General features: G+C 60.4%; 20 protein-coding genes and 2 tRNA genes. 21 read left to right on the top strand and 1 reads right to left on the bottom strand.

Going from position 1 to position 23740, the window contains the following annotated elements; translation table 11 throughout:
- Nucleotides 1-162: 162 nt before the first annotated feature.
- From dnaJ to ACN6NG_RS26205, 6 genes are all read left to right on the top strand, one after another.
- Nucleotides 163-1290, top strand: coding sequence for a molecular chaperone DnaJ (dnaJ, locus tag ACN6NG_RS26230; protein WP_063422834.1), 1128 nt, complete (start codon nucleotides 163-165; stop codon nucleotides 1288-1290).
- 13 nt (nucleotides 1291-1303) lie between these two features.
- Nucleotides 1304-2107, top strand: a complete 804-nt coding sequence (gene dapB / locus ACN6NG_RS26225; RefSeq protein ID WP_016501648.1) for a 4-hydroxy-tetrahydrodipicolinate reductase — start codon at nucleotides 1304-1306, stop codon at nucleotides 2105-2107.
- Nucleotides 2108-2434: 327 nt separating this feature from the next.
- On the top strand, nucleotides 2435-3571 hold the full coding sequence (carA, locus tag ACN6NG_RS26220; RefSeq protein WP_016501647.1) for a glutamine-hydrolyzing carbamoyl-phosphate synthase small subunit: 1137 nt from the start codon (nucleotides 2435-2437) through the stop codon (nucleotides 3569-3571).
- Nucleotides 3572-3676: 105 nt separating this feature from the next.
- Nucleotides 3677-6898 (top strand): carbamoyl-phosphate synthase large subunit, encoded by a 3222-nt coding sequence (gene carB / locus ACN6NG_RS26215; RefSeq protein WP_063422836.1) that lies wholly within the window; start codon nucleotides 3677-3679, stop codon nucleotides 6896-6898.
- Nucleotides 6895-7377, top strand: coding sequence for a transcription elongation factor GreA (gene greA / locus ACN6NG_RS26210; RefSeq protein ID WP_016501645.1), 483 nt, complete (start codon nucleotides 6895-6897; stop codon nucleotides 7375-7377). Before carB ends, greA begins: the two co-directional genes overlap by 4 nt.
- A complete protein-coding gene (locus ACN6NG_RS26205) occupies nucleotides 7355-7804 on the top strand; it encodes a hypothetical protein (protein ID WP_016501644.1) in 450 nt (149 codons plus the stop codon). Before greA ends, ACN6NG_RS26205 begins: the two co-directional genes overlap by 23 nt.
- Before the next feature lie 12 nt (nucleotides 7805-7816).
- Here the strand turns inward: ACN6NG_RS26205 and ACN6NG_RS26200 are convergent, their stop codons facing one another.
- The gene (locus ACN6NG_RS26200; protein WP_016489174.1) at nucleotides 7817-8125 is read right to left on the bottom strand and encodes a YhbY family RNA-binding protein; all 309 of its coding nucleotides are present in this window, start codon (nucleotides 8123-8125) and stop codon (nucleotides 7817-7819) included.
- 102 nt (nucleotides 8126-8227) lie between these two features.
- Between ACN6NG_RS26200 and rlmE the strand changes: the two genes are divergently transcribed.
- The 15 genes from rlmE to pnp all read left to right on the top strand — a co-directional run bounded on the left by rlmE (nucleotide 8228) and on the right by pnp (nucleotide 23581).
- Complete coding sequence (gene rlmE, locus ACN6NG_RS26195; RefSeq protein ID WP_041167880.1) at nucleotides 8228-8854, top strand: 23S rRNA (uridine(2552)-2'-O)-methyltransferase RlmE; 627 nt, start codon at nucleotides 8228-8230, stop codon at nucleotides 8852-8854.
- Nucleotides 8855-9056: 202 nt separating this feature from the next.
- Nucleotides 9057-10961: an ATP-dependent zinc metalloprotease FtsH gene (ftsH, locus tag ACN6NG_RS26190; protein WP_063422837.1), complete on the top strand. Its 1905-nt coding sequence runs from the start codon at nucleotides 9057-9059 to the stop codon at nucleotides 10959-10961.
- Nucleotides 10962-10969: 8 nt separating this feature from the next.
- On the top strand, nucleotides 10970-11821 hold the full coding sequence (folP, locus tag ACN6NG_RS26185; protein WP_063422838.1) for a dihydropteroate synthase: 852 nt from the start codon (nucleotides 10970-10972) through the stop codon (nucleotides 11819-11821).
- Between the two features lie 16 nt (nucleotides 11822-11837).
- Nucleotides 11838-13178: a phosphoglucosamine mutase gene (gene glmM / locus ACN6NG_RS26180; protein WP_063422839.1), complete on the top strand. Its 1341-nt coding sequence runs from the start codon at nucleotides 11838-11840 to the stop codon at nucleotides 13176-13178.
- Nucleotides 13179-13243: 65 nt separating this feature from the next.
- Nucleotides 13244-13999 carry a triose-phosphate isomerase gene (gene tpiA / locus ACN6NG_RS26175; RefSeq protein ID WP_474316930.1) on the top strand — a complete coding sequence of 252 codons (756 nt, stop codon included), beginning with the start codon at nucleotides 13244-13246 and terminating at the stop codon, nucleotides 13997-13999.
- 4 nt (nucleotides 14000-14003) lie between these two features.
- Entirely contained in the window at nucleotides 14004-14402 is a 399-nt protein-coding gene (gene secG / locus ACN6NG_RS26170; RefSeq protein WP_043202565.1) for a preprotein translocase subunit SecG, read from the top strand.
- Nucleotides 14403-14423: 21 nt separating this feature from the next.
- Nucleotides 14424-14509, top strand: a tRNA-Leu gene (locus ACN6NG_RS26165).
- A 101-nt stretch (nucleotides 14510-14610) separates the two neighbouring features.
- Nucleotides 14611-14687 (top strand) — tRNA-Met (locus tag ACN6NG_RS26160).
- Between the two features lie 130 nt (nucleotides 14688-14817).
- Nucleotides 14818-15276, top strand: a complete 459-nt coding sequence (gene rimP / locus ACN6NG_RS26155; protein ID WP_033702568.1) for a ribosome maturation factor RimP — start codon at nucleotides 14818-14820, stop codon at nucleotides 15274-15276.
- Between the two features lie 59 nt (nucleotides 15277-15335).
- Complete coding sequence (gene nusA / locus ACN6NG_RS26150) at nucleotides 15336-16817, top strand: transcription termination factor NusA (RefSeq protein WP_016489167.1); 1482 nt, start codon at nucleotides 15336-15338, stop codon at nucleotides 16815-16817.
- Between the two features lie 27 nt (nucleotides 16818-16844).
- Nucleotides 16845-19373 carry a translation initiation factor IF-2 gene (gene infB, locus ACN6NG_RS26145; RefSeq protein ID WP_063422842.1) on the top strand — a complete coding sequence of 843 codons (2529 nt, stop codon included), beginning with the start codon at nucleotides 16845-16847 and terminating at the stop codon, nucleotides 19371-19373.
- A gap of 116 nt (nucleotides 19374-19489) precedes the next feature.
- Nucleotides 19490-19888, top strand: coding sequence for a 30S ribosome-binding factor RbfA (rbfA, locus tag ACN6NG_RS26140; RefSeq protein ID WP_016489165.1), 399 nt, complete (start codon nucleotides 19490-19492; stop codon nucleotides 19886-19888).
- A gap of 3 nt (nucleotides 19889-19891) precedes the next feature.
- A complete protein-coding gene (gene truB, locus ACN6NG_RS26135; protein WP_016501634.1) occupies nucleotides 19892-20809 on the top strand; it encodes a tRNA pseudouridine(55) synthase TruB in 918 nt (305 codons plus the stop codon).
- A gap of 147 nt (nucleotides 20810-20956) precedes the next feature.
- Nucleotides 20957-21226, top strand: a complete 270-nt coding sequence (gene rpsO, locus ACN6NG_RS26130; RefSeq protein ID WP_012274241.1) for a 30S ribosomal protein S15 — start codon at nucleotides 20957-20959, stop codon at nucleotides 21224-21226.
- 249 nt (nucleotides 21227-21475) lie between these two features.
- Complete coding sequence (pnp, locus tag ACN6NG_RS26125) at nucleotides 21476-23581, top strand: polyribonucleotide nucleotidyltransferase (protein WP_016501633.1); 2106 nt, start codon at nucleotides 21476-21478, stop codon at nucleotides 23579-23581.
- Nucleotides 23582-23740: the final 159 nt, after the last annotated feature.

The following is a 23740-nucleotide window of genomic DNA, read 5'->3' as shown; positions in this document are numbered from 1 at the left end:
GGCGGTGAACTGGTAGGATGTCGCCGCGCGGGGGCTTGCTCCCGCGTTGGCGTATCTGGAATTCGAGAATTTTTACAGCATCTGTCAGCCACCTTGGGTGGCGCAGGTAGGTGCTGACGGCGCGGCGCAGATGCCAGACGCCCAACAAGGTGCAAATGACCTATGTCCAAGCGTGATTACTATGAGGTTCTGGGTGTCGAGCGCGGCGCCAGTGAAGCTGACCTCAAAAAGGCTTACCGCCGTCTGGCGATGAAGTACCACCCGGACCGCAACCCGGGTGACAAAGAGTCGGAAGACATGTTCAAGGAGGCCAACGAGGCCTACGAAGTGCTGTCTGATGCCAGCAAGCGCGCGGCGTTCGACCAGTACGGCCATGCGGGTGTCGACCCGAGCATGGGTGGTGGTGGTGCCGGCTTCGGTGGCGCCAACTTCTCCGACATCTTCGGTGATGTATTCAGCGACTTCTTTGGTGGCGGCGGCCGCGGCGGCGGACGTGGCGGTGCCCAGCGCGGTAGCGACCTGCGCTACACCCTGGAGCTGAACCTGGAAGAAGCGGTGCGCGGCACCACGGTCAGCATCCGTGTGCCTACCTTGGTCAATTGCCAGCCTTGCGATGGTTCTGGCGCCAAGAAGGGTTCGACCCCGTCCACCTGCCCGACCTGTGGCGGTATCGGCCAGGTGCGCATGCAGCAAGGCTTCTTCTCGGTGCAGCAAACCTGCCCGCGCTGCCATGGCCAGGGCAAGATCATTACCGACCCGTGCGGCTCGTGCCACGGCGAGGGCCGTGTCGAAGAATACAAGACGTTGTCGGTCAAGGTGCCGGCAGGTGTCGATACCGGCGACCGCATCCGCCTGTCGGGCGAGGGCGAGGCCGGTACCCATGGTGGCCCGACTGGCGACCTGTACGTGGTGATCAGTGTGCGTGAGCACGAGATCTTCCAGCGCGATGGCAAGCACCTGTACTGCGAAGTACCCATCAGCTACACCGATGCTGCCCTGGGTGGCGAGCTGGAAGTGCCGACCCTCGATGGACGCGTGAAGCTGAAGATTCCGGAAGGCACCCAGACTGGCAAGCAGTTCCGCCTGCGTGGCAAGGGTGTGGCGCCGGTACGCGGTGGTGGTGCGGGCGACCTGCTGTGCCGTGTGGCGGTGGAAACCCCGGTCAACCTCAGCCGCCGTCAGCGTGAGCTGCTTGAAGAACTGCGTGACTCGCTGGAAGGTGACAGTTCCCACTCGCCCAAGGCCAGTGGCTGGTTCGATGGCGTGAAGCGCTTCTTCGGCGATCTCTGACAAGGAAAAGGCTATGCGACGTATTGCAGTGATGGGCGCGGCAGGGCGGATGGGCAAGACCCTGATCGAGGCCGTGCAGCAAACCCCGGGTGCCGGCCTGACAGCGGCGATTGATCGCCCTGACAGCTCGCTGGTAGGGGCGGACGCCGGTGAGTTGGCGGCCCTCGGCCGGATCGGTGTACTGCTGTCCGATGACCTGGCCAAGGTTGCCGACGAGTTCGACGTGCTGATCGATTTCACGCACCCTTCGGTCACCCTCAAGAACCTGGCGTTCTGCCGCAAGCACGGCAAGGCGATGATCATCGGTACTACGGGCTTCTCTGTTGAAGAGAAGCAGCTGCTGGCCGAGGCGGGCAAGGACATTCCAATCGTGTTTGCCGCCAACTTCAGTGTCGGCGTCAACCTCAGCCTCAAGCTGCTGGATATGGCGGCGCGGGTGCTGGGTGATGATGTTGATATCGAGATCATCGAGGCGCACCACCGGCACAAGGTCGATGCGCCGTCGGGCACTGCGCTGCGCATGGGTGAAGTGGTTGCCAATGCGCTGGGCCGCGACCTGCAGGAAGTGGCCGTGTATGGCCGCGAAGGGCAGACCGGTGCGCGTGATCGCAAGACCATTGGTTTCGCGACTGTGCGTGCCGGTGATGTGGTGGGTGATCACACTGTATTGTTCGCTGCCGAAGGCGAGCGTCTGGAAATCACTCACAAGGCCTCCAGCCGCATGACCTTCGCCAAGGGCGCCGTGCGTGCGGCGCTGTGGCTGGATGGGCGCGAGCCTGGCCTGTACGACATGCAGGATGTGCTCGAGCTGCGCTAAGCCGTTCGAGTGGTGTTGGCTTCTTCGCGGGCTTGCCCGCTCCCACAGGTATTGCGCCGGTCTCGGGGCCTCCAGTGGTCCTGTGGGGGCGGGCGAGCCCGCGAAGAAGCCACCGCCGATGTCAATCTGTCGCATTGATGTGTTTTAGAGACACATATGCGGTAGACCGAAAACGCACTTTTCTGTAAGCTACAGCTTTAGTGTGTCCACTAAAAGCGCGCAGCGAATTGAATTCAGCACATGAAAGCGGGGTGACGTGTCCATACGTCACTCCGCTTTTTTGCAACCTGCGATCGCCCTTTCATGCTTGATTTACGGGAGGTCTTCTTGACAAAGCCAGCCATACTCGCCCTTGCCGACGGCAGTATTTTTCGCGGTGAAGCCATTGGTGCCGACGGTCAGACCGTTGGTGAGGTGGTATTCAACACCGCTATGACCGGCTACCAGGAAATCCTTACAGACCCTTCCTATGCGCAGCAAATCGTTACCCTGACCTACCCGCACATCGGCAACACCGGTACTACGCCGGAAGATGCCGAGTCGAACCGCGTCTGGTCCGCTGGCCTGGTCATCCGTGACCTGCCGCTGCTGGCCAGCAACTGGCGTAACACCCAGTCGCTGCCTGAATACCTCAAGGCCAACAACGTCGTTGCCATCGCTGGCATCGACACCCGTCGCCTGACCCGTATCCTGCGTGAAAAGGGCGCCCAGAACGGTTGCATCCTCGCCGGTGACAACATCAGCGAAGAAGCCGCCATCGCTGCTGCCCGTGGTTTCCCGGGCCTGAAGGGCATGGACCTGGCCAAGGTCGTTTCCACCAAAGAGCGCTACGAGTGGCGCTCCAGCGTGTGGGAGCTGAAAACCGATAGCCACCCGACCATCGAAGCTGCCGACCTGCCTTACCACGTGGTCGCCTTCGACTACGGCGTCAAGCTGAACATCCTGCGCATGCTGGTTGCCCGTGGCTGCCGCGTGACCGTGGTGCCGGCCCAGACCCCGGCCAGCGAAGTGCTGGCCCTCAACCCGGACGGCGTGTTCCTGTCCAACGGCCCTGGTGACCCTGAGCCGTGCGACTACGCCATCCAGGCGATCAAGGAAATCCTCGAAACCGAGATTCCGGTATTCGGCATCTGCCTCGGCCACCAGCTGCTGGCCCTGGCCTCCGGCGCCAAGACCGTGAAAATGGGCCACGGTCACCACGGTGCCAACCACCCGGTCCAGGACCTGGACAGCGGTGTGGTCATGATCACCAGCCAGAACCACGGTTTTGCTGTTGATGAAGCTACCCTGCCGGGCAACGTTCGCGCCATCCACAAGTCGCTGTTCGACGGCACCCTGCAGGGTATCGAGCGCACCGACAAGAGCGCGTTCAGCTTCCAGGGCCACCCTGAAGCGAGCCCTGGCCCGACCGACGTCGCGCCACTGTTCGATCGTTTCACCGATGCCATGGCCAAGCGCCGCTGAGCATCCTGCTTCAAGGCCCCGGGCCGGCTCGCGCCGCGCCCGGAAGCGCCTGACCCAGATTGTTCAAAGCGGCTTGCCGACTGACCCCGGATTTGAGTGACCACCATGCCAAAACGTACAGACATCAAAAGCATCCTGATTCTCGGTGCCGGCCCGATCGTGATCGGCCAGGCCTGTGAATTCGACTACTCCGGCGCCCAGGCCTGCAAGGCCCTGCGCGAGGAAGGTTTCCGCGTCATCCTGGTGAACTCCAACCCAGCCACCATCATGACCGACCCCTCCATGGCCGACGCCACCTACATCGAGCCGATCAAGTGGCAGTCGGTGGCCAAGATCATCGAGAAAGAGCGCCCGGACGCCGTTCTGCCGACCATGGGTGGCCAGACCGCACTGAACTGCGCCCTGGACCTGGAGCGCCACGGCGTTCTGGAGAAGTTCGGCGTAGAAATGATCGGTGCCAACGCCGACACCATCGACAAGGCTGAAGACCGTTCGCGCTTCGACAAGGCCATGAAAGACATCGGCCTGGAATGCCCGCGCTCGGGTATCGCCCACAGCATGGAAGAGGCCAATGCGGTCCTCGAAAAGCTCGGCTTCCCGTGCATCATCCGCCCATCGTTCACCATGGGTGGCACCGGCGGTGGTATCGCTTACAACCGTGAAGAATTCGAAGAAATCTGCACCCGTGGTCTGGACCTGTCGCCGACCAAAGAGCTGCTGATCGACGAATCGCTGATCGGCTGGAAAGAGTACGAGATGGAAGTGGTCCGCGACAAAAAGGACAACTGCATCATCGTCTGCTCGATCGAAAACTTCGACCCGATGGGCGTGCACACCGGTGACTCGATCACCGTTGCTCCCGCGCAGACCCTGACCGACAAGGAATACCAGATCATGCGCAACGCCTCGCTGGCGGTGCTGCGTGAAATCGGTGTTGAAACTGGCGGTTCCAACGTGCAGTTCGGTATCTGCCCGGACACCGGCCGCATGGTCGTCATCGAGATGAACCCGCGTGTATCGCGTTCGTCCGCCCTGGCTTCCAAGGCTACCGGCTTCCCGATCGCCAAGATCGCCGCCAAGCTGGCCATTGGTTACACCCTGGACGAGCTGCAGAACGACATCACCGGCGGCCGCACCCCAGCGTCCTTCGAGCCGTCGATCGACTACGTCGTCACCAAGCTGCCGCGCTTTGCCTTCGAGAAATTCCCGAAAGCCGACGCCCGCCTGACCACCCAGATGAAGTCTGTGGGTGAAGTCATGGCCATCGGCCGTACCTTCCAGGAGTCCCTGCAGAAAGCCCTGCGCGGCCTGGAAGTCGGCGCCTGCGGTCTGGACCCGAAAGTCGACCTGGCCAGCCCTGATGCCGCCGGCATCCTCAAGCGCGAACTGACCGTGCCGGGTGCGGAGCGTATCTGGTACGTGGCCGACGCCATGCGTTCGGGCATGACCTGCGAAGAAATCTTCGCCCTGACCGGCATCGACATGTGGTTCCTGGTGCAGATGGAAGATCTGATCAAGGAAGAAGAGAAGGTCAAGACCCTGGCCCTGTCGGCCATCGACAAGGACTACATGCTGCGCCTCAAGCGCAAGGGCTTCTCGGACCAGCGCCTGGCCAAACTTCTCGGCATCACCGACAAGAACCTGCGCCGTCACCGTCACAAGCTGGAAGTGTTCCCGGTGTACAAGCGCGTCGACACCTGCGCCGCCGAGTTCGCCACCGACACCGCCTACCTGTACTCCACCTACGAGGAAGAGTGCGAGGCGAATCCGTCGACCCGCGACAAGATCATGATCCTGGGTGGCGGCCCGAACCGTATCGGCCAAGGTATCGAGTTCGACTACTGCTGCGTACACGCCGCCCTGGCGCTGCGTGAAGACGGTTACGAGACCATCATGGTCAACTGCAACCCGGAAACCGTCTCCACCGACTACGACACCTCCGACCGCCTGTACTTCGAGCCGCTGACCCTGGAAGACGTGCTGGAAGTGTGCCGTGTCGAGAAGCCGAAAGGCGTGATCGTCCACTACGGCGGCCAGACCCCGCTGAAACTGGCTCGCGCGCTGGAAGAAGCTGGCGTACCGATCATCGGTACCAGCCCGGACGCCATCGACCGTGCCGAAGATCGTGAGCGCTTCCAGCAGATGGTTCAGCGCCTGAACCTGCTGCAGCCGCCAAACGCGACCGTGCGCAGCGAAGAAGAGGCCATCCGTGCCGCTGGCAGCATCGGTTACCCGCTGGTGGTGCGCCCGTCCTACGTACTGGGCGGCCGCGCGATGGAAATCGTCTACGAACTGGACGAGCTCAAGCGCTACCTGCGTGAAGCGGTACAGGTGTCCAATGACAGCCCGGTATTGCTCGACCACTTCCTCAACTGCGCCATCGAGATGGACGTTGATGCGGTCTGCGACGGTACCGACGTGGTCATCGGCGCAATCATGCAGCACATCGAACAGGCCGGCGTTCACTCCGGTGACTCGGCGTGCTCGCTGCCACCTTACTCGCTGAGCAAGGAAGTGCAGGACGAAGTTCGCGTACAAGTGTCGAAAATGGCCCTGGAGCTGGGTGTCGTCGGCCTGATGAACGTGCAGCTGGCCCTGCAGGGCGACAAGATCTACGTGATCGAAGTCAACCCGCGCGCTTCGCGTACCGTACCATTCGTTTCCAAGTGCATCGGCACTTCCCTGGCGATGATCGCTGCCCGCGTCATGGCTGGCAAAACCCTGAAAGAACTGGGCTTCACCAAGGAAATCATCCCGAACTTCTACAGCGTCAAGGAAGCCGTCTTCCCGTTCGCCAAGTTCCCAGGGGTTGACCCGATCCTCGGCCCTGAGATGAAATCGACCGGTGAAGTCATGGGTGTCGGTGACAGCTTCGGTGAAGCGTTCGCCAAGGCCCAGATGGGGGCCAGCGAAGTGCTGCCGACCGGCGGTACCGCGTTCATCAGCGTGCGTGACGACGACAAGCCACAAGTGGCTGGCGTTGCCCGTGACCTGATCGCCCTGGGCTTCGAAGTGGTTGCTACTGCAGGTACCGCCAAGGTTATCGAAGCGGCCGGCCTGAAAGTGCGCCGCGTGAACAAAGTGACCGAAGGCCGTCCGCACGTGGTAGACATGATCAAGAACGACGAAGTGTCGCTGATCATCAACACCACCGAAGGGCGCCAGTCGATCGCCGATTCCTACTCGATTCGTCGCAATGCGCTGCAGCACAAGATTTACTGCACCACTACCATTGCGGCTGGTGAAGCCATCTGCGAGGCGCTGAAATTTGGTCCTGAAAAGACCGTTCGTCGCCTGCAAGATCTGCATGCAGGACTGAAAGCATGAGCATTACCAAGTACCCGATGACCGTCCAGGGCGCTCGCGCCCTGGAAGAGGAGCACCTGTTCCTGAGCAAGACCGAGCGCCCGCGCCTGAGCCAGGCGATCGGTGAAGCGCGCGAACTGGGCGACCTCAAGGAAAACGCCGAATACCATGCCGCCCGCGAAGAGCAGGGCATGGTCGAGGCGCGTATCCGCGATATCGAAGGCCGTCTGCAGAACTCGGTCGTGATCGACGTGACCACCATTGCCCATACCGGCAAGGTCATCTTCGGCACCACCGTAGAGCTGGCCAACACCGAAACCGACGAGCGGGTGAAATACCAGATCGTTGGCGAGGATGAAGCCAACATCAAGCTCGGCAAGCTTTCGGCAAGCGCGCCGATTGCCCGTGCCATTATCGGCAAGGAAGAAGGCGATATCGTCGTCATCAAGACGCCAAGCGGCACGGTCGAGTACGAGATTGTCGAAGTCCAGCACATCTGACCGGCGCCTGCGGGCGCCATCCCTTGAGGGGATCCTCTGGCAACTGGCCCAGGTTTTCTGGGTTGGTGGCCTGTGGGTGTTCCATGTGGGGCTGGTGCCTGCGCTCAAGGTCAGTGGTCTGGCACCCTTGCTGGTGCAAGACATTGCCGGGCAGATCGACCGCTGGTTGATTGGCGTGGCGCTGCTTGGGCTGTTGACTCAGCTGGCGGTACTGGCGAGGGTGGACGGCCTGGCGGCCTGGTGGCGGCAATTTCGCGGCCAGATGCTGTTGCTGGGGTTTTCAGCCTGCGTGGGGTACTACACCTTGCGCTACGGCATTTCGGTCGGCGAGCGCTGGCAGATGTTCTGTTTCCTGGTGCTGGGTTTTTCCGGCATCGTGCTGGTGGCCCAGCCGGTACCGGTCAGGGCGCGCAAACCGCGCCACTGATCGGAGCCACCGTTACTTGTAGCGGTGGATATTGGACAGCTGCTTGTTGGGCTGTGGGTTCTTACGGTAGATCAGCGCTTTCTTGCCGATGGTCTGCACCAGCTCGGCACGGCCGGCCTTGCACAGTTCTGCAATGGTTGCGGCACGTTCTTCGCGGTCTTCAGAGCGAATCTCGACCTTGATCAGCTCATGGTCGACCAAGGCGCGTTCCAGTTCGGCGACTACGCCTTCATTCAAACCGTTGCCAGCAACGATCAAAACCGGCTTCAGGTCATGACCAATGGACTTGTACTGCTTCTTCTGCTCGTTATTGAGCGGCATAATCTGACCCTTTCCGTCTGATTCTGTAAAATTGACCGGCATTTTACCCGAGGGCCACCGGCTCCGCCCAGTCAATCACGACGCATATCATCGAGGTGCCCCGTGGTACAACGTTCCAAAAGCAGCGCAAACTGGCTGCGAGAGCATTTTAACGACCCTTTTGTGAAACAAGCGCAGAAGGATGGCTACCGCTCGCGTGCGAGCTACAAATTGCTGGAGATCCAGGAAAAGGACCGCCTGATCCGTCCTGGCATGAGTGTAATCGACCTCGGCGCGGCCCCTGGCGGCTGGTCGCAGGTGACCAGTCGTCTGATTGGTGGCCAGGGCCGGTTGATCGCTTCCGATATCCTGGAAATGGACTCGATCCCCGACGTGACCTTCATCCAGGGTGACTTCACCGAGGATGCAGTGCTGCAGCAGATCCTCGCGGCGGTCGGTGATTCGCACGTAGACCTTGTGATTTCGGACATGGCCCCCAATATGAGTGGTACGCCCGAGGTGGACATGCCGCGCGCCATGTTCCTCTGCGAGCTGGCTCTGGATCTGGCAACCCGCGTGTTGAAGCCTGGCGGTGACTTCCTGATCAAGATTTTCCAGGGTGAAGGCTTCGATATGTACCTGAAGGATGTGCGCACCAAGTTCGACAAGGTGCAAATGCGCAAGCCGTCCTCTTCGCGGGACCGTTCCCGTGAGCAGTACTTGTTGGGCAAAGGTTTCAAAGGTGTTTGAAAAGCGTGCTGCGGGTGGTCGATAGTTATTTCCAATCGGCCCTCCCGTCTGGATCGTCCGAACTTCGTGTAGTCTAGCTTTCACAAAGGGTTACAGACGGTGCCTGCGGCTGCGTAGGTAATGTAGTAAGTTAGGGCGATGAATATCATGCGAGGCACGGCTGCGTCGTGCGCCGGCCTCAGAGGGTAGCGAATTGAACGACATGGCAAAGAATCTGATCCTGTGGTTGATCATCGCAGCTGTCCTGGTGACAGTGATGAACAACTTCTCCAGCCCTAACGAGCCGCAGACCCTCAACTATTCCGACTTCATCCAGCAGGTCAAGGATGGCAAGGTCGAGCGTGTGACCGTCGACGGCTACATCATTACCGGCAAGCGCGCCGACGGCGACAGCTTCAAGACCGTGCGCCCGGCCATTACCGACAATGGCCTGATCGGTGACCTGGTCGACAACCACGTGGTTGTAGAAGGCAAACAGCCTGAACAGCAGAGCATCTGGACGCAGTTGCTGGTCGCCAGCTTCCCGATCCTGGTGATCATTGCCGTGTTCATGTTCTTCATGCGCCAGATGCAAGGCGGTGCGGGTGGCAAGGGCGGGCCGATGAGTTTCGGCAAGAGCAAGGCGCGCCTGCTGTCCGAAGACCAGGTCAAAACCACATTGGCCGACGTTGCAGGTTGTGACGAAGCCAAGGAAGAAGTGGGCGAGCTGGTCGAGTTCCTGCGCGATCCGGGCAAGTTCCAGCGCCTGGGTGGCCGTATCCCGCGCGGTGTGCTGATGGTAGGCCCGCCCGGTACCGGTAAGACCCTGCTGGCCAAGGCCATTGCGGGGGAAGCAAAAGTACCGTTCTTCACCATTTCCGGTTCGGACTTCGTGGAAATGTTCGTCGGTGTCGGTGCCAGCCGTGTGCGCGACATGTTCGAGCAGGCCAAGAAGCACGCCCCGTGCATCATCTTCATCGACGAAATCGACGCCGTTGGTCGCCACCGTGGCGCCGGCATGGGCGGCGGTCACGACGAGCGTGAGCAAACCCTCAACCAGTTGCTGGTAGAGATGGACGGCTTCGAAATGAACGATGGCATCATCGTCATCGCCGCCACCAACCGCCCTGACGTACTCGACCCGGCACTGCTGCGTCCTGGCCGTTTCGACCGCCAGGTGGTGGTGGGCCTGCCAGACATCCGCGGTCGCGAACAGATCCTCAAGGTGCACATGCGCAAGGTGCCGGTCGGCGAAAACGTCAACCCGGCGGTCATTGCCCGTGGTACTCCTGGCTTCTCCGGCGCCGACCTGGCCAACCTGGTCAACGAGGCTTCGCTGTTTGCTGCGCGTTCCAACAAGCGCCTGGTCGAAATGAAAGAGTTCGAACTGGCCAAGGACAAGATCATGATGGGCGCCGAGCGCAAGTCCATGGTCATGTCCGAGAAAGAAAAGCGCAACACGGCCTACCACGAGGCGGGTCATGCCATCGTTGGTCGCCTGGTGCCTGAGCACGACCCGGTCTACAAGGTTTCGATCATTCCGCGCGGTCGCGCCCTGGGCGTGACCATGTTCCTGCCGGAAGAAGACCGCTACAGCCTGTCCAAGCGTGCACTGATCAGCCAGATCTGCTCGTTGTACGGCGGCCGTATCGCCGAAGAGATGACCCTGGGCTTCGACGGCGTCACCACGGGTGCCTCCAACGACATCATGCGGGCCAGCCAGATCGCTCGCAACATGGTCACCAAGTGGGGCCTGTCGGAAAAACTCGGCCCGCTGATGTACGCAGAAGAAGAGGGTGAAGTGTTCCTCGGCCGCAGCGCGGGCAGCCAGCACGCCAGTGTGTCCGGCGAGACTGCCAAGCTGATCGACTCCGAAGTACGCAGCATCATCGACCAGTGCTACGCCACTGCCAAGCAGCTGTTGATCGAGAATCGCGACAAGCTCGAAGCGATGACCGAAGCGCTGATGAAGTATGAGACCATTGATGCCGATCAGATCGATGACATCATGGCTGGCCGTACGCCACGCGAACCGCGTGATTGGGACGACGACAAGCATTCGGGCACCCCTGCTGCCCAGGATGATCGCCCTGAATCGCCAATTGGCGGTCCGGCAGCTCAACTCTAAGGGCGTCTATGAGCTCAGTGCAGTACCCGACCCGGTTGCCTTGCGGCAACCGGGTTCTTGATTTGTCGCGTACCCATGTCATGGGTATTCTCAATATCACCCCCGATTCCTTCTCCGATGGCGGGCGCTTCAGTCAGCGCGACGAGGCCCTGCGCCATGCCGAAGCGATGGCTGCCGCCGGCGCCACGCTGATCGACATCGGTGGTGAGTCCACGCGCCCCGGTGCGCGTGCGGTATCCGTGACCGAGGAGCTGGAGCGTGTGGCGCCTATGGTCGAGGCCATCAACAGCCGCCTGGACGTCGTCATTTCGGTCGATACTTCGACGCCTGCCGTCATGCGTGAATCGGCGCGTCTCGGTGCCGGGTTGATCAATGACGTCCGTGCCCTGGAGCGTGATGGCGCCCTGGACGCCGCTGCCGATACCGGGCTACCGGTGTGCCTCATGCACATGCGCGGCGAGCCGGGTAACATGCAGGACGACCCGTATTACGATGATGTAACCGCTGACGTCACGCGTTATCTGGAGCAGCGGATGGCCGCCTGCGCTGCAGCGGGCATCGACGCGAACAGAGTAATCCTTGACCCTGGCTTTGGTTTCGCCAAGACCCTGGCGCACAACCTGAGCCTGTTCAAACACATGGAAGCGCTCTATCGCCTTGGGCGCCCGCTACTGGTGGGCGTATCACGAAAGAGCATGATCGGCCTGACGCTGGAACGTCCGGTCGGCGAGCGCTTGTACGGCAGCCTTGCGCTGGCGGCGTTGGCCATGACCAAGGGGGCGAGCATCCTTCGTGTCCATGACGTGGCCGAAACCGTCGATGTGGTACGCATGATTGCTGCGGTACAAAACGCCGAATAAGTACATTGGAGTCCCTATGAGCAGAAAATACTTTGGTACCGACGGCATTCGTGGCCGCGTCGGCGAATACCCGATCACGCCTGACTTCATGCTGAAGCTTGGCTGGGCGGCCGGCATGGCCTTCCGCAAGCAGGGCAATTGCCGGGTGCTGGTGGGCAAGGACACACGTATCTCCGGCTACATGTTCGAGTCCGCACTCGAAGCCGGTTTGGCCGCCGCAGGTGCCGATGTCATGCTGCTGGGGCCAATGCCTACCCCAGCCATCGCCTACCTGACTCGCACCTTCCATGCCCAGGCGGGTATTGTCATCAGTGCCTCGCACAACCCGCATGAAGACAACGGCATCAAGTTTTTCTCGGGCCAGGGCACCAAGCTGCCGGACGAAGTCGAGCTGATGATCGAAGAGTTGCTCGACCAACCGATGACCGTTGTCGACTCGGGCAAGCTGGGCAAGGTCTCGCGCATCAACGATGCTGCTGGCCGCTACATCGAATTCTGCAAGAGCAGCGTGCCTAGCAGCACCAGTTTCGATGGCCTGAAGCTTGTGGTCGATTGTGCCCACGGTGCCACCTACAAGGTCGCGCCAAGCGTGTTCCGCGAGCTGGGTGCTGACGTGACCGTGCTGCATGCCCAGCCGGACGGCCTGAACATCAACGAAGGTTGCGGCTCGACCCACATCGAATCGCTGCAGGCCGCCGTGCTGGTTGGTCATGCCGACCTCGGCATTGCCTTCGACGGTGATGGCGATCGCGTGCTGATGGTCGACCATACGGGCGCCATCGTCGACGGTGATGAGCTGCTGTTCATCATTGCCCGCGACCTGCATGACCGTGGCAAGCTGCAGGGCGGGGTAGTGGGTACGCTGATGAGCAACCTGGGCCTGGAGCTTGCGCTGAAGGACCTGGATATCCCGTTCGTGCGGGCCAAGGTCGGCGACCGTTACGTCATGGCCGAACTGCTGGAGCGCGAGTGGCTGGTCGGGGGTGAAAACTCTGGCCACGTCGTGTGCTGCAACCACACCACCACCGGTGACGCGATCATTGCCGCGCTGCAGGTGCTGATGGCGCTCAAGCGCCGTGGTGAAACCCTGGCGCAGGCCCGTCAGGCCCTGCGCAAGTGCCCGCAGGTGCTGATCAACGTGCGCTTTGGCGCCAGCAAGGTCGACCCGCTGGAGCACCCGGCAGTCAAGGAAGCCAGCGCCAAGGTGACCGAGGCCCTGGCAGGGCGTGGTCGTGTCCTGTTGCGCAAGTCGGGTACCGAGCCGTTGGTGCGGGTCATGGTCGAGGGCGAAGACGAAAGCCAGGTGCGCACGCACGCTGAAGCGCTGGCCAGACTGGTCGGCGAAGTTTGTGTCTGAAGGCGCTTGCCAGCGCAGATCTGGTTGGGTAAGATCTGCGCCCACTTTGACCGACGAGGTAAAGCATGCGTCGCCCTATGGTAGCTGGTAACTGGAAGATGCACGGTACCCGCGCTAGCGTCGCTGAGCTGACCGAAGGCTTGAGCAGTCTCGCCTTGCCGAGCGGAGTGGAAGTCGCGGTGTTTCCGCCGGCTTTGTTCATCAATCAGGTGATTGATGGCCTGGCAGGTAAAGAAATAACTGTCGGCGCACAGAATTCTGCTGTACAACCCGAACAGGGTGCGCTGACCGGGGAAGTTGCTCCGGAACAGCTGGTTGAAGCAGGTTGCAAGTTGGTGTTGGTGGGGCACTCGGAACGTCGCCAGATCATTGGTGAAACCGACGAAGTGCTCAATCGCAAGTTTGCAGCGGCCCAGGCCAAAGGTTTGAAGCCAGTGCTTTGCATCGGGGAAACCCTTGAAGAGCGCGAGGCAGGCAAAACGCTTGAAGTTGTCGGGCGTCAACTAAGCAGTATCATCGAAGCATTCGGTGTTAAGGCTTTTGCCAATGCAGTAATTGCCTATGAGCCTGTATGGGCCATCGGCACCGGCCTGACGGCCACGCCACAGCAGGCCCAGGATGTGCACGCCGCCATCCGCGGCCAGCTGGCGGCAAAAGATGCTGAAGTAGCTGCGAAGGTGCAGCTGCTCTACGGCGGCAGCGTGAAGGCGGCCAATGCGGCCGAACTGTTCGGCATGCCGGATATCGATGGGGGTCTCATTGGTGGGGCTTCCCTGAACGCAGACGAATTCGGTGCAATTTGTCGCGCCGCAGGAAACTGAACAAATGCTGGAAACAGTCATCGTTGTTTTTCATCTGTTGGCAGCGCTGTCGCTTGTAGTGCTGGTACTGTTGCAACAGGGTAAGGGTGCCGAAGCAGGTGCATCTTTCGGCGCGGGTGCTTCAAATACCGTGTTCGGGAGCCAGGGCTCTGCAACGTTCCTAAGTAAATTCACTGCTATACTCGCTGCCACTTTCTTTTTGACAGCACTTGGGTTAGGATACTTCGCGAAGCAACAAGCTCACCAGCTTAGCCAAGCAGGTCTTCCAGATCCAGCAGTGCTAGAAGTGAAAGAGCAGCAGAAGCCGGCAGTTAATGATGATGTACCGGTGCTCCAACAGCAGAAGAGCGAAACCACCAATAATACGGGTGATGTACCTCCTCCGGCTCAAGAGCAGAAGTAACGGGTTTCAAGTAGTAGTATTGCCGAGGTGGTGGAATTGGTAGACACGCAACCTTGAGGTGGTTGTGCCCATAGGGTGTAGGGGTTCGAGTCCCCTTCTCGGTACCATATTGAAGCTTGAGAGCCCGCTTTAGCGGGCTTTCTTGTAGGTGAAGGTTTGGATTTGACCCTCAATGGGGTTCGGTCTTATACTTTCGCCCCAGCTTTGTCGCGGGGTGGAGCAGCTTGGTAGCTCGTCGGGCTCATAACCCGAAGGTCGTTGGTTCAAATCCAGCCCCCGCAACCAGCTTCAGCGGAGCCCCTTTTCAGGGGCTTTTTGCTAACCGAACAGTTTTCGGCGTCGTTGTCCAACGGCGCTTTCAGGGATGGGCGCTTCGCCCATTTTTCATTTGCACAGCATGCACGAGGGGGTTCAGGTGTCGAGCAAGCTAGAACAGTTGCAGGCCTTGTTGGCCCCGGTGGTCACGGGGCTGGGCTTCGAATGCTGGGGGATTGAATTCGTCTCCCAAGGCAAGCATTCGGTACTACGTGTCTACATCGACAAGGAAGGCGGGATTCTGGTGGACGACTGCGCAGAAGTCAGCCGTCAGGTCAGCAGCGTTCTCGATGTGGAAGATCCGATCAGCTCTGAATATACCCTAGAGGTTTCTTCTCCTGGCATGGAACGCCCGCTGTTCACGCTTGAACAGTTTGCCTCGCATGCCGGCGAACAAGTGAAGATCAAGCTGCGCTCACCCTTCGAGGGTCGTCGTAACTTCCAGGGCCTTCTCCGCGGTGTGGAGGAGCAGGATGTGGTGGTCCAGGTGGACGACCAAGAGTTCCTGTTGCCGATCGACTCGATCGACAAGGCCAATATTATTCCCAGTTTTGACTGAGACGTGCCGGGCCCGGCGGACTATCCGGGCCCAATGGCTTGCGCAAGGCGAGGCGTACGATGAGCAAAGAAGTACTGCTGGTTGTTGAATCGGTATCCAACGAAAAAGGTGTACCGCCCGGCGTCATTTTCGAAGCGCTGGAAGTGGCCCTGGCCACTGCGACCAAAAAACGTTTTGAAGATGAAGTTGATCTGCGTGTGGAAATCAACCGTCACACCGGTAGCTACGAGACCTTCCGTCGCTGGACCGTGGTCGATGAAGCCGATCTTGATGATCCGGCGATCGAAACCTGGCTGGACAAGATCAAGGACACTCATCCGGAAGCCAAGATTGGTGACGTGATCGAGGAGAAGATCGAGTCCATCGAGTTCGGTCGTATCGCCGCCCAGACCGCCAAGCAGGTCATCGTACAGAAGGTCCGTGAGGCCGAGCGTGCCCAGGTGGTCGATGCTTACCGCGAACGCGTAGGCGAGATCATTTCCGGTACCGTTAAAAAGGTTACCCGCGACAACGTCATCGTTGACCTGGGTAACAACGCCGAGGCCTTGCTGGCCCGCGAAGATATCATTCCGCGCGAAACCTTCCGTGTGGGTGTGCGCCTGCGTGCACTGCTCAAGGAAATTCGCACTGAAAACCGTGGTCCTCAGCTGATCCTGTCGCGCACCGCGCCACAGATGCTGATCGAGCTTTTCCGCATTGAAGTGCCGGAAATTGCCGAGGGCCTCATTGAAGTCATGGCTGCCTCCCGTGATCCGGGTTCGCGAGCCAAGATCGCCGTCCGCTCCAAGGACAAGCGCATCGACCCGCAAGGCGCCTGTATCGGCATGCGTGGTTCGCGCGTCCAAGCTGTATCCGGGGAGTTGGGTGGTGAGCGTGTGGATATCGTCCTTTGGGACGATAACCCGGCGCAGTTCGTCATCAACGCCATGTCGCCGGCTGAAGTCGCGGCGATCATCGTTGATGAAGATGCCCATGCCATGGACATCGCCGTCGCCGAGGATAACCTGGCCCAGGCCATTGGCCGTGGCGGTCAGAACGTTCGTCTTGCCAGTCAGTTGACCGGCTGGACCCTGAACGTGATGACCGAGAAGGACATTCAGGCCAAGCAGCAGGCCGAAACAGGTGACATCCTGCGCAATTTCATCGATGAACTGGAAGTCGACGAGGAGCTGGCCCAAGTGCTGGTCGACGAAGGCTTCACCAGCCTCGAAGAAATTGCCTACGTACCGTTGGAAGAAATGCTCAACATCGATGGCTTTGACGAAGATATCGTCAATGAGCTCCGCGCTCGAGCCAAGGACCGTTTGTTGACCAAGGCCATCGCTACCGAAGAAAAACTGGCAGACGCCCACCCGGCCGAAGACCTGCTCTCTCTTGAGGGTATGGACAAGGACCTGGCGGCTGAACTGGCGGTGCGCGGCGTGGTTAACCGCGAAGACCTGGCCGAGCAGTCGATCGACGATCTGCTCGACATCGACGGCATCGACGAAGAGCGTGCCGGCAAGTTGATCATGGCCGCCCGAGCCCATTGGTTCGAGTAATTAGGCGCGGCCTGAGGAGAGAAGTGCATGACGCAAGTCACGGTGAAAGAACTGGCCCAAGAGGTCGAGGCACCGGTAGAGCGCCTGCTGCAGCAGATGCGTGAGGCAGGTCTGCCGCACACCGACGCCGGTCAGGTAGTGACCGACAATGAGAAGCAGACCCTGCTGACTCATTTGAAAAGCAGCCACAAGAGCAAGGCGGAAGAACCGCGCAAGATTACCTTGCAGCGCAAAACCACCAGCACCCTGCGTGTCGCCGGTAGCAAGAGCATCAGCGTAGAAGTACGCAAGAAGAAAGTATTCGTGCAGCGCAGCCCGGAAGAAGTCCAGGCTGAGCAGAAGCGTGAAGTGGAAGAGCGCCGCGCGGCTGAAAACGCCGCTCGCGACAAGGTTGACGCCGATGTTCGCCAGCGCAACGAAGATCAGGCGCGCCGTCAGGCAGCCAACTCAGCTGTAGCCGCTCCTGCGCCTGCCGCCAAGCCAGAGCCGGCACCTGCCGCTGCCCCGGCTCCGGTAGTCGCCGACGCCCCGGCCTCCGAAGACGCTGCAGCCCGTGCTGCCGAGCGCAAGAAGGACGAGACCCGTCGCAACGAAAGCCGTACTCGCGATGACGATCGTCGTCGTGGCGAGGCGCCTCGTGTGTCGATCAAGGTCAAGGTCAAGGAAAAGGAAAAGGCGCCGACTCCGCGTGCTGCTCCGCGTACCACCGACGAAGAGAGCGATGGCGCTCGTCGTGGTCGTGGTGGCAAGGGCAAGCTGAAGAAGCGTAACCAGCATGGCTTCCAGAACCCGACCGGCCCCGTCATCCGTGACGTGACCATCGGCGAGACCATCACGGTCTCCGAACTGGCCAACCAGATGTCCGTCAAGGGCGCTGAAGTTGTCAAGTTCATGTTCAAGATGGGCACCCCGGTTACCATCAACCAGGTACTCGACCAGGAAACCGCTCAGCTGATCGCAGAAGAGCTGGGCCACAAGGTCACCCTGGTCAGCGATAGCGCCCTGGAAGACTCCCTGGCCGAATCGCTGAAATTCGAAGGCCAGTCCGAGTCGCGTGCGCCGGTGGTAACTGTCATGGGTCACGTTGACCATGGTAAGACCTCGCTGCTCGACTACATCCGTCGTGCCAAGGTTGCCGCTGGCGAAGCTGGTGGTATCACCCAGCACATCGGTGCCTACCACGTCGAAACCGACCGCGGCATGGTCACCTTCCTCGACACCCCGGGCCACGCAGCTTTCACTCAGATGCGTGCACGTGGTGCCAAGGCGACCGACATCGTCATCCTGGTGGTGGCGGCGGACGACGGCGTGATGCCGCAAACCCGCGAGGCCGTTCAGCATGCCAAGGCAGCTGGCGTTCCGCTGGTGGTCGCGGTGAACAAGATCGACAAGCCAGGTGCTGACCTCGATCGCATCCGCAACGAACTGTCCGTCGAAGGCGTGACCTCTGAGGAATGGGGTGGTGACACGCCGTTCGTCAAGGTTTCGGCGAAGATGGGTACCGGTGTCGACGAACTGCTCGAAGCCGTGCTGCTGCAAGCCGAGGTTCTCGAACTGACCGCTACGCCTACCGCCCCAGGCCGTGGTGTCGTGGTTGAATCGCGCCTCGACAAGGGCCGTGGTCCGGTTGCTACCATCCTGGTCCAGGACGGTACGCTCCGTCAGGGCGACATGGTCCTGTGTGGCTCCAACTATGGCCGTGTTCGCGCCATGCTCGACGAGAACGGCAAGCCTGTGAAGGAAGCTGGCCCGTCGATCCCGGTCGAGATCCTCGGCCTGGATGGCACGCCGGAAGCTGGTGACGAGCTGTCGGTAGTGGCCGACGAGAAGAAAGCCCGCGAAGTTGCCCTGTTCCGTCAAGGCAAGTACCGCGAGGTCAAGCTGGCCCGTGCTCACGCCGGCAAGCTGGAAAACATCTTCGAGAACATGGGCCAGGCCGAGAAGAAAACCCTCAACATCGTTCTCAAGACCGATGTTCGCGGTTCGCTCGAGGCGCTCAACGGTTCGCTCGGCGCTCTGGGCAACGACGAAGTACAGGTCCGTGTGATCGGTGGCGGCGTCGGTGGTATCACCGAGAGCGACGCCAACCTGGCGCTGGCTTCGAATGCAGTACTGTTCGGCTTCAACGTGCGTGCCGATGCCGGCGCGCGCAAGATCGTCGAGCAGGAAGGTCTGGATATGCGTTACTACAACGTGATCTACGACATCATCGAAGACGTCAAGAAGGCCCTGACCGGCATGCTCGGCAGCGATGTTCGCGAGAACATCCTGGGTGTCGCCGAAGTACGTGACGTGTTCCGTTCGCCGAAGTTCGGTGCCATCGCTGGCTGTATGGTCATCGAGGGTACCGTGTACCGTAACCGTCCGATCCGCGTACTGCGCGAAGACGTGGTTATCTTCGAAGGCGAGCTGGAATCGCTGCGTCGCTTCAAGGACGACGCCGCCGAAGTGCGTAACGGCATGGAGTGCGGTATTGGCGTCAAGAGCTACAACGACGTCAAGGTCGGTGACAAGATCGAAGTGTTCGAGAAAGTCCAGGTGGCTCGTACCCTCTAAGGGCGAGCTAGCCGCAAACGCCCGCTACAGGGCGGTTTGCGGCACCTCTTCAGGTAGCGCCCGGTCAGGCATTCGTCTGACCGGGCGTTTGCCGCTTTAAGTTACAGGTAGCAAGAATGGCCAAAGAATACAGCCGTACCCAACGTATCGGCGATCAGATGCAGCGCGAGCTGGCCGAGCTGATCCGTCGCGAAGTCAAGGATCCACGTGTCGGTCTGGTCACCATCACCGCCGTGGACGTCAGCCGTGACCTGGGCCATGCCAAGGTGTTCATCACCGTCATGGGCGAGGAAACGCCAGACGCCGTGAAGCAGTCGTTGAAGGCGCTCAACAGTGCTGCCAGCTTCCTGCGTCTGCACCTGGGCCGCTCGATGCAGCTGCGCAGCGTGCCGCAGTTGCACTTCCACTTCGATGAAAGCGTCAGCCGCGGTGTGCACCTGTCGGCGCTGATCGAGCGTGCAGTGGCCGAAGACCGCCTGCACAAGGATACCGACGAGTTGGACACCAAGGAGTAAGCGGTGGCCCAGGTCAAACGTATCCGCCGCAATGTCAGCGGCATCATCCTGCTCGACAAGCCTCTGGGCTTCACGTCCAACGCCGCCCTGCAAAAGGTGCGCTGGCTGCTCAACGCGGAAAAGGCCGGCCACACCGGTAGCCTCGACCCGTTGGCAACCGGCGTGCTGCCGCTGTGCTTCGGCGAGGCGACCAAGTTTTCGCAGTACCTGCTCGATTCCGACAAGGGCTACGAAACCGTCATGCAGATGGGGCAGACTACCAACACCGGCGATGCCGAAGGTGAGGTGCTGCAGACCCGCGAAGTGACCGTTGGTCGTGCCGACATCGAAGCGGTGCTGCCACGTTTTCGTGGCCCGATCAGCCAGATACCGCCGATGTACTCGGCGCTCAAGCGTGACGGCCAGCCGTTGTACAAGCTGGCACGTGCAGGAGAGGTAGTGGAGCGCGAGGCGCGTTCTGTTACTATTAACCGCTTGGAGTTGCTGGAGTGCGAAGGCACTCGTGCACGGTTGACCGTAGGATGCAGCAAAGGCACCTATATCCGCACCCTGGTGGAGGATATCGGCGAGGCCCTTGGTTGCGGTGCCTATGTCGCCGAGCTGCGCAGGACCCAGGCCGGGCCCTTCGCGCTGGCACAGACTGTCACGCTCGAAGCGCTTGAACAGGCCCATGCCGAAGGCGGTAACGAAGCGCTCGATCGCTTCCTGATGCCCTCGGACAGCGGTCTGCAGGACTGGCCCATGGTAAGCCTGTCCGAGCACAGTGCGTTTTACTGGCTGCATGGGCAGGCGGTACGCGCACCGGACGCGCCACAATTTGGCATGGTCCGGGTACAGGATCACAATGCGCGCTTCATCGGTATCGGTGAAGTGAGCGAAGACGGGCGTATTGCGCCGCGTCGGCTGATTCGGTCGGAATGACCGAAACCGCAGGGTGAGGCTTTGGCCGAACCCTACGGAATCAAGGGTGGCTGTCAGTAGGCACGGTCACACCTTTCTTATTAATACAGGGATTTGTCCCTGGCCTATTGGACCCCGCTTGCGGGATCCGTTATCAGGAGAAGCCAAATGGCCCTCAGCGTTGAAGAAAAAGCTCAAATCGTTACCGACTTCCAGCAAGCCGCTGGCGACACTGGTAGCCCGGAAGTTCAGGTTGCTCTGCTGACCGCGAACATCAACAAGCTGCAAGGCCACTTCAAGGCCAACGGTAAAGACCACCACTCGCGTCGTGGCCTGATCCGTATGGTAAACCAGCGTCGTAAGCTGCTGGACTACCTGAAGGGTAAAGACACCACTCGTTACAGCGCCCTGATCGGTCGCCTGGGCCTGCGTCGCTAATAGCGGCCTGGTCAGTGGTGTGCATGGCGTGTCTCATGCAGTGGCAGCGCTGCCTGGCAGCGTTGTCTATGGGCACGCCATGCGTATCTCCGAGGTTGGCAGCCTGGTGAAGTGGAGCGGTTTTCCGCTCTTCAACCAGGCTCCCAGCCTCGTGTTGTATCTGGACGGTCAATGGGGCCGATTCCCCGTTCTGCCCACAAATTCGCAAGAAACCAGTTCCCCCAGAGCCACTGAAAAAGGTAGGAAACCGTGAACCCGGTAATCAAGACATTCCAGTTCGGTCAGTCGACCGTTACTCTCGAAACGGGCCGTATTGCCCGTCAGGCAACCGGCGCCGTGCTGGTTACCGTCGACAACGACGTCACCGTGCTGGTGACTGTGGTAGGCGCCAAACAGGCTGATCCAGGCAAGGGTTTCTTCCCGCTGTCGGTTCACTACCAGGAAAAGACCTACGCCGCCGGCAAGATCCCAGGTGGTTTCTTCAAGCGTGAAGGCCGTCCTTCCGAGAAAGAGACCCTGACCTCGCGCCTGATCGACCGTCCGATCCGTCCGCTGTTCCCGGAAGGCTTCATGAACGAAGTGCAGGTCGTCTGCACCGTGGTTTCCACCAGCAAGAAGACCGACCCGGACATCGCTGCGATGATCGGTACCTCGGCTGCCCTGGCCATCTCGGGTATTCCGTTCGAAGGCCCGATCGGCGCCGCCCGCGTTGCCTTCCACGAAAGCACCGGCTACCTGCTGAACCCGACCTACGAGCAACTGGCTGCCTCGAGCCTGGACATGGTCGTTGCCGGTACCTCCGACGCCGTACTGATGGTTGAATCGGAAGCCCAAGAGCTGACCGAAGACCAGATGCTGGGTGCCGTACTGTTCGCCCACGACGAATTCCAGGCCGTTATCCAGGCTGTCAAAGAGCTGGCCGCCGAAGCTGCCAAGCCTACCTGGGACTGGAAACCAGCCGTTGCCAACACCGAGCTGTTCAACGCCATCCGCGCCGAATTCGGCGAGGGCGTTTCGCAGGGCTACACTATCACCGTCAAGGCTGATCGCTACGCGCGCCTGGGCGAGCTGCGTGATCAGGCCATCGCCAAGTTCTCCGGTGAAGAAGGCCAGCCATCGGCTGCCGAAGTCAAAGAAATCTTCGGCGAAATCGAATACCGCACCGTTCGCGAAAACATCGTAAACGGCAAGCCACGTATCGACGGTCGCGACACCAAGACCGTTCGCCCGCTGAACATCGAAGTAGGTGTTCTGCCGAAGACCCACGGTTCGGCGCTGTTCACCCGTGGCGAAACCCAGGCTCTGGTCGTTGCGACCCTGGGTACTGCCCGTGACGCCCAGCTGCTGGACACCCTCGAAGGCGAGAAGAAAGACCCCTTCATGCTGCACTACAACTTCCCGCCGTTCTCGGTGGGCGAGTGTGGTCGTATGGGCGGTGCTGGCCGTCGCGAAATCGGCCACGGCCGTCTGGCCCGTCGTTCGGTCCAGGCCATGCTGCCGGCCGCTGACGTGTTCCCGTACACCATCCGTGTGGTTTCGGAAATCACCGAGTCCAACGGTTCCAGCTCCATGGCTTCGGTCTGTGGCGCTTCCCTTGCGCTGATGGATGCCGGTGTGCCGATGAAGGCACCGGTTGCCGGTATCGCCATGGGCCTGGTCAAGGAAGGCGAGAAGTTTGCCGTTCTGACCGACATCCTGGGTGACGAAGACCACCTGGGCGACATGGACTTCAAGGTAGCCGGTACCGCCAAAGGTGTTACCGCTCTGCAGATGGACATCAAGATCAACGGCATCACCGAAGAGATCATGGAAATCGCCCTGGGCCAAGCCCTGGAAGCGCGCCTGAACATCCTCGGCCAGATGAACCAGATCATTGGTCAGTCGCGTACCGAACTGTCGGCCAACGCCCCGACCATGATCGCGATGAAGATCGACACCGACAAGATCCGTGACGTCATCGGTAAAGGCGGCGCCACCATCCGTGCCATCTGTGAAGAGACCAAGGCTTCGATCGATATCGAAGACGACGGCTCGATCAAGATCTTCGGCGAAACCAAGGAAGCGGCAGAGGCTGCCAAGCAGCGCATCCTGGGCATCACCGCCGAGGCCGAAATCGGCAAGATCTACGTGGGTAAGGTTGAGCGTATCGTCGACTTCGGCGCGTTCGTGAACATCCTGCCTGGTAAGGACGGCCTGGTGCACATTTCGATGCTGAGCGATGCTCGCGTCGAGAAAGTCACCGACATCCTGAAAGAAGGCCAGGAAGTTGAAGTGCTGGTACTGGACGTGGACAACCGCGGCCGTATCAAGCTGTCGATCAAAGATGTTGCCGCGGCCAAGGCCTCGGGCGTCTAAGCGACTGCACCGCAACAGAATAAGGGCCCTTCGCAGACTGTGTGAAAACACACTGACAGGCCCTAGACCAAACGCCCCGACTTGTTCGGGGCGTTTGTTTTTGTGCTGAAAAAGGCTCTTCAGCCCATCAGTTGCATCATTTGCTTGGCACCCAGGACG

The organism is Pseudomonas sp. TSO6 (assembly GCF_056098905.1).
The sequence above is the reverse complement of the archived record's forward strand: the minus strand, read 5'-3'. Positions and strand labels throughout refer to the sequence as shown.

Excerpts from the sequence above, each read along its gene's own strand:
- dnaJ (WP_063422834.1), top strand. The coding sequence starts at position 163 with ATGTCCAAGCGTGATTACTATGAGGTTCTGGGTGTCGAGCGCGGCGCC.
- dapB (WP_016501648.1), top strand. The coding sequence starts at position 1,304 with ATGCGACGTATTGCAGTGATGGGCGCGGCAGGGCGGATGGGCAAGACC.
- carB (WP_063422836.1), top strand. The coding sequence starts at position 3,677 with ATGCCAAAACGTACAGACATCAAAAGCATCCTGATTCTCGGTGCCGGC.
- greA (WP_016501645.1), top strand. The coding sequence starts at position 6,895 with ATGAGCATTACCAAGTACCCGATGACCGTCCAGGGCGCTCGCGCCCTG.
- ACN6NG_RS26200 (WP_016489174.1), bottom strand. The coding sequence starts at position 8,125 with ATGCCGCTCAATAACGAGCAGAAGAAGCAGTACAAGTCCATTGGTCAT.
- ftsH (WP_063422837.1), top strand. The coding sequence starts at position 9,057 with ATGGCAAAGAATCTGATCCTGTGGTTGATCATCGCAGCTGTCCTGGTG.
- folP (WP_063422838.1), top strand. The coding sequence starts at position 10,970 with ATGAGCTCAGTGCAGTACCCGACCCGGTTGCCTTGCGGCAACCGGGTT.
- glmM (WP_063422839.1), top strand. The coding sequence starts at position 11,838 with ATGAGCAGAAAATACTTTGGTACCGACGGCATTCGTGGCCGCGTCGGC.
- tpiA (WP_474316930.1), top strand. The coding sequence starts at position 13,244 with ATGCGTCGCCCTATGGTAGCTGGTAACTGGAAGATGCACGGTACCCGC.
- secG (WP_043202565.1), top strand. The coding sequence starts at position 14,004 with ATGCTGGAAACAGTCATCGTTGTTTTTCATCTGTTGGCAGCGCTGTCG.
- nusA (WP_016489167.1), top strand. The coding sequence starts at position 15,336 with ATGAGCAAAGAAGTACTGCTGGTTGTTGAATCGGTATCCAACGAAAAA.
- infB (WP_063422842.1), top strand. The coding sequence starts at position 16,845 with ATGACGCAAGTCACGGTGAAAGAACTGGCCCAAGAGGTCGAGGCACCG.
- rbfA (WP_016489165.1), top strand. The coding sequence starts at position 19,490 with ATGGCCAAAGAATACAGCCGTACCCAACGTATCGGCGATCAGATGCAG.
- rpsO (WP_012274241.1), top strand. The coding sequence starts at position 20,957 with ATGGCCCTCAGCGTTGAAGAAAAAGCTCAAATCGTTACCGACTTCCAG.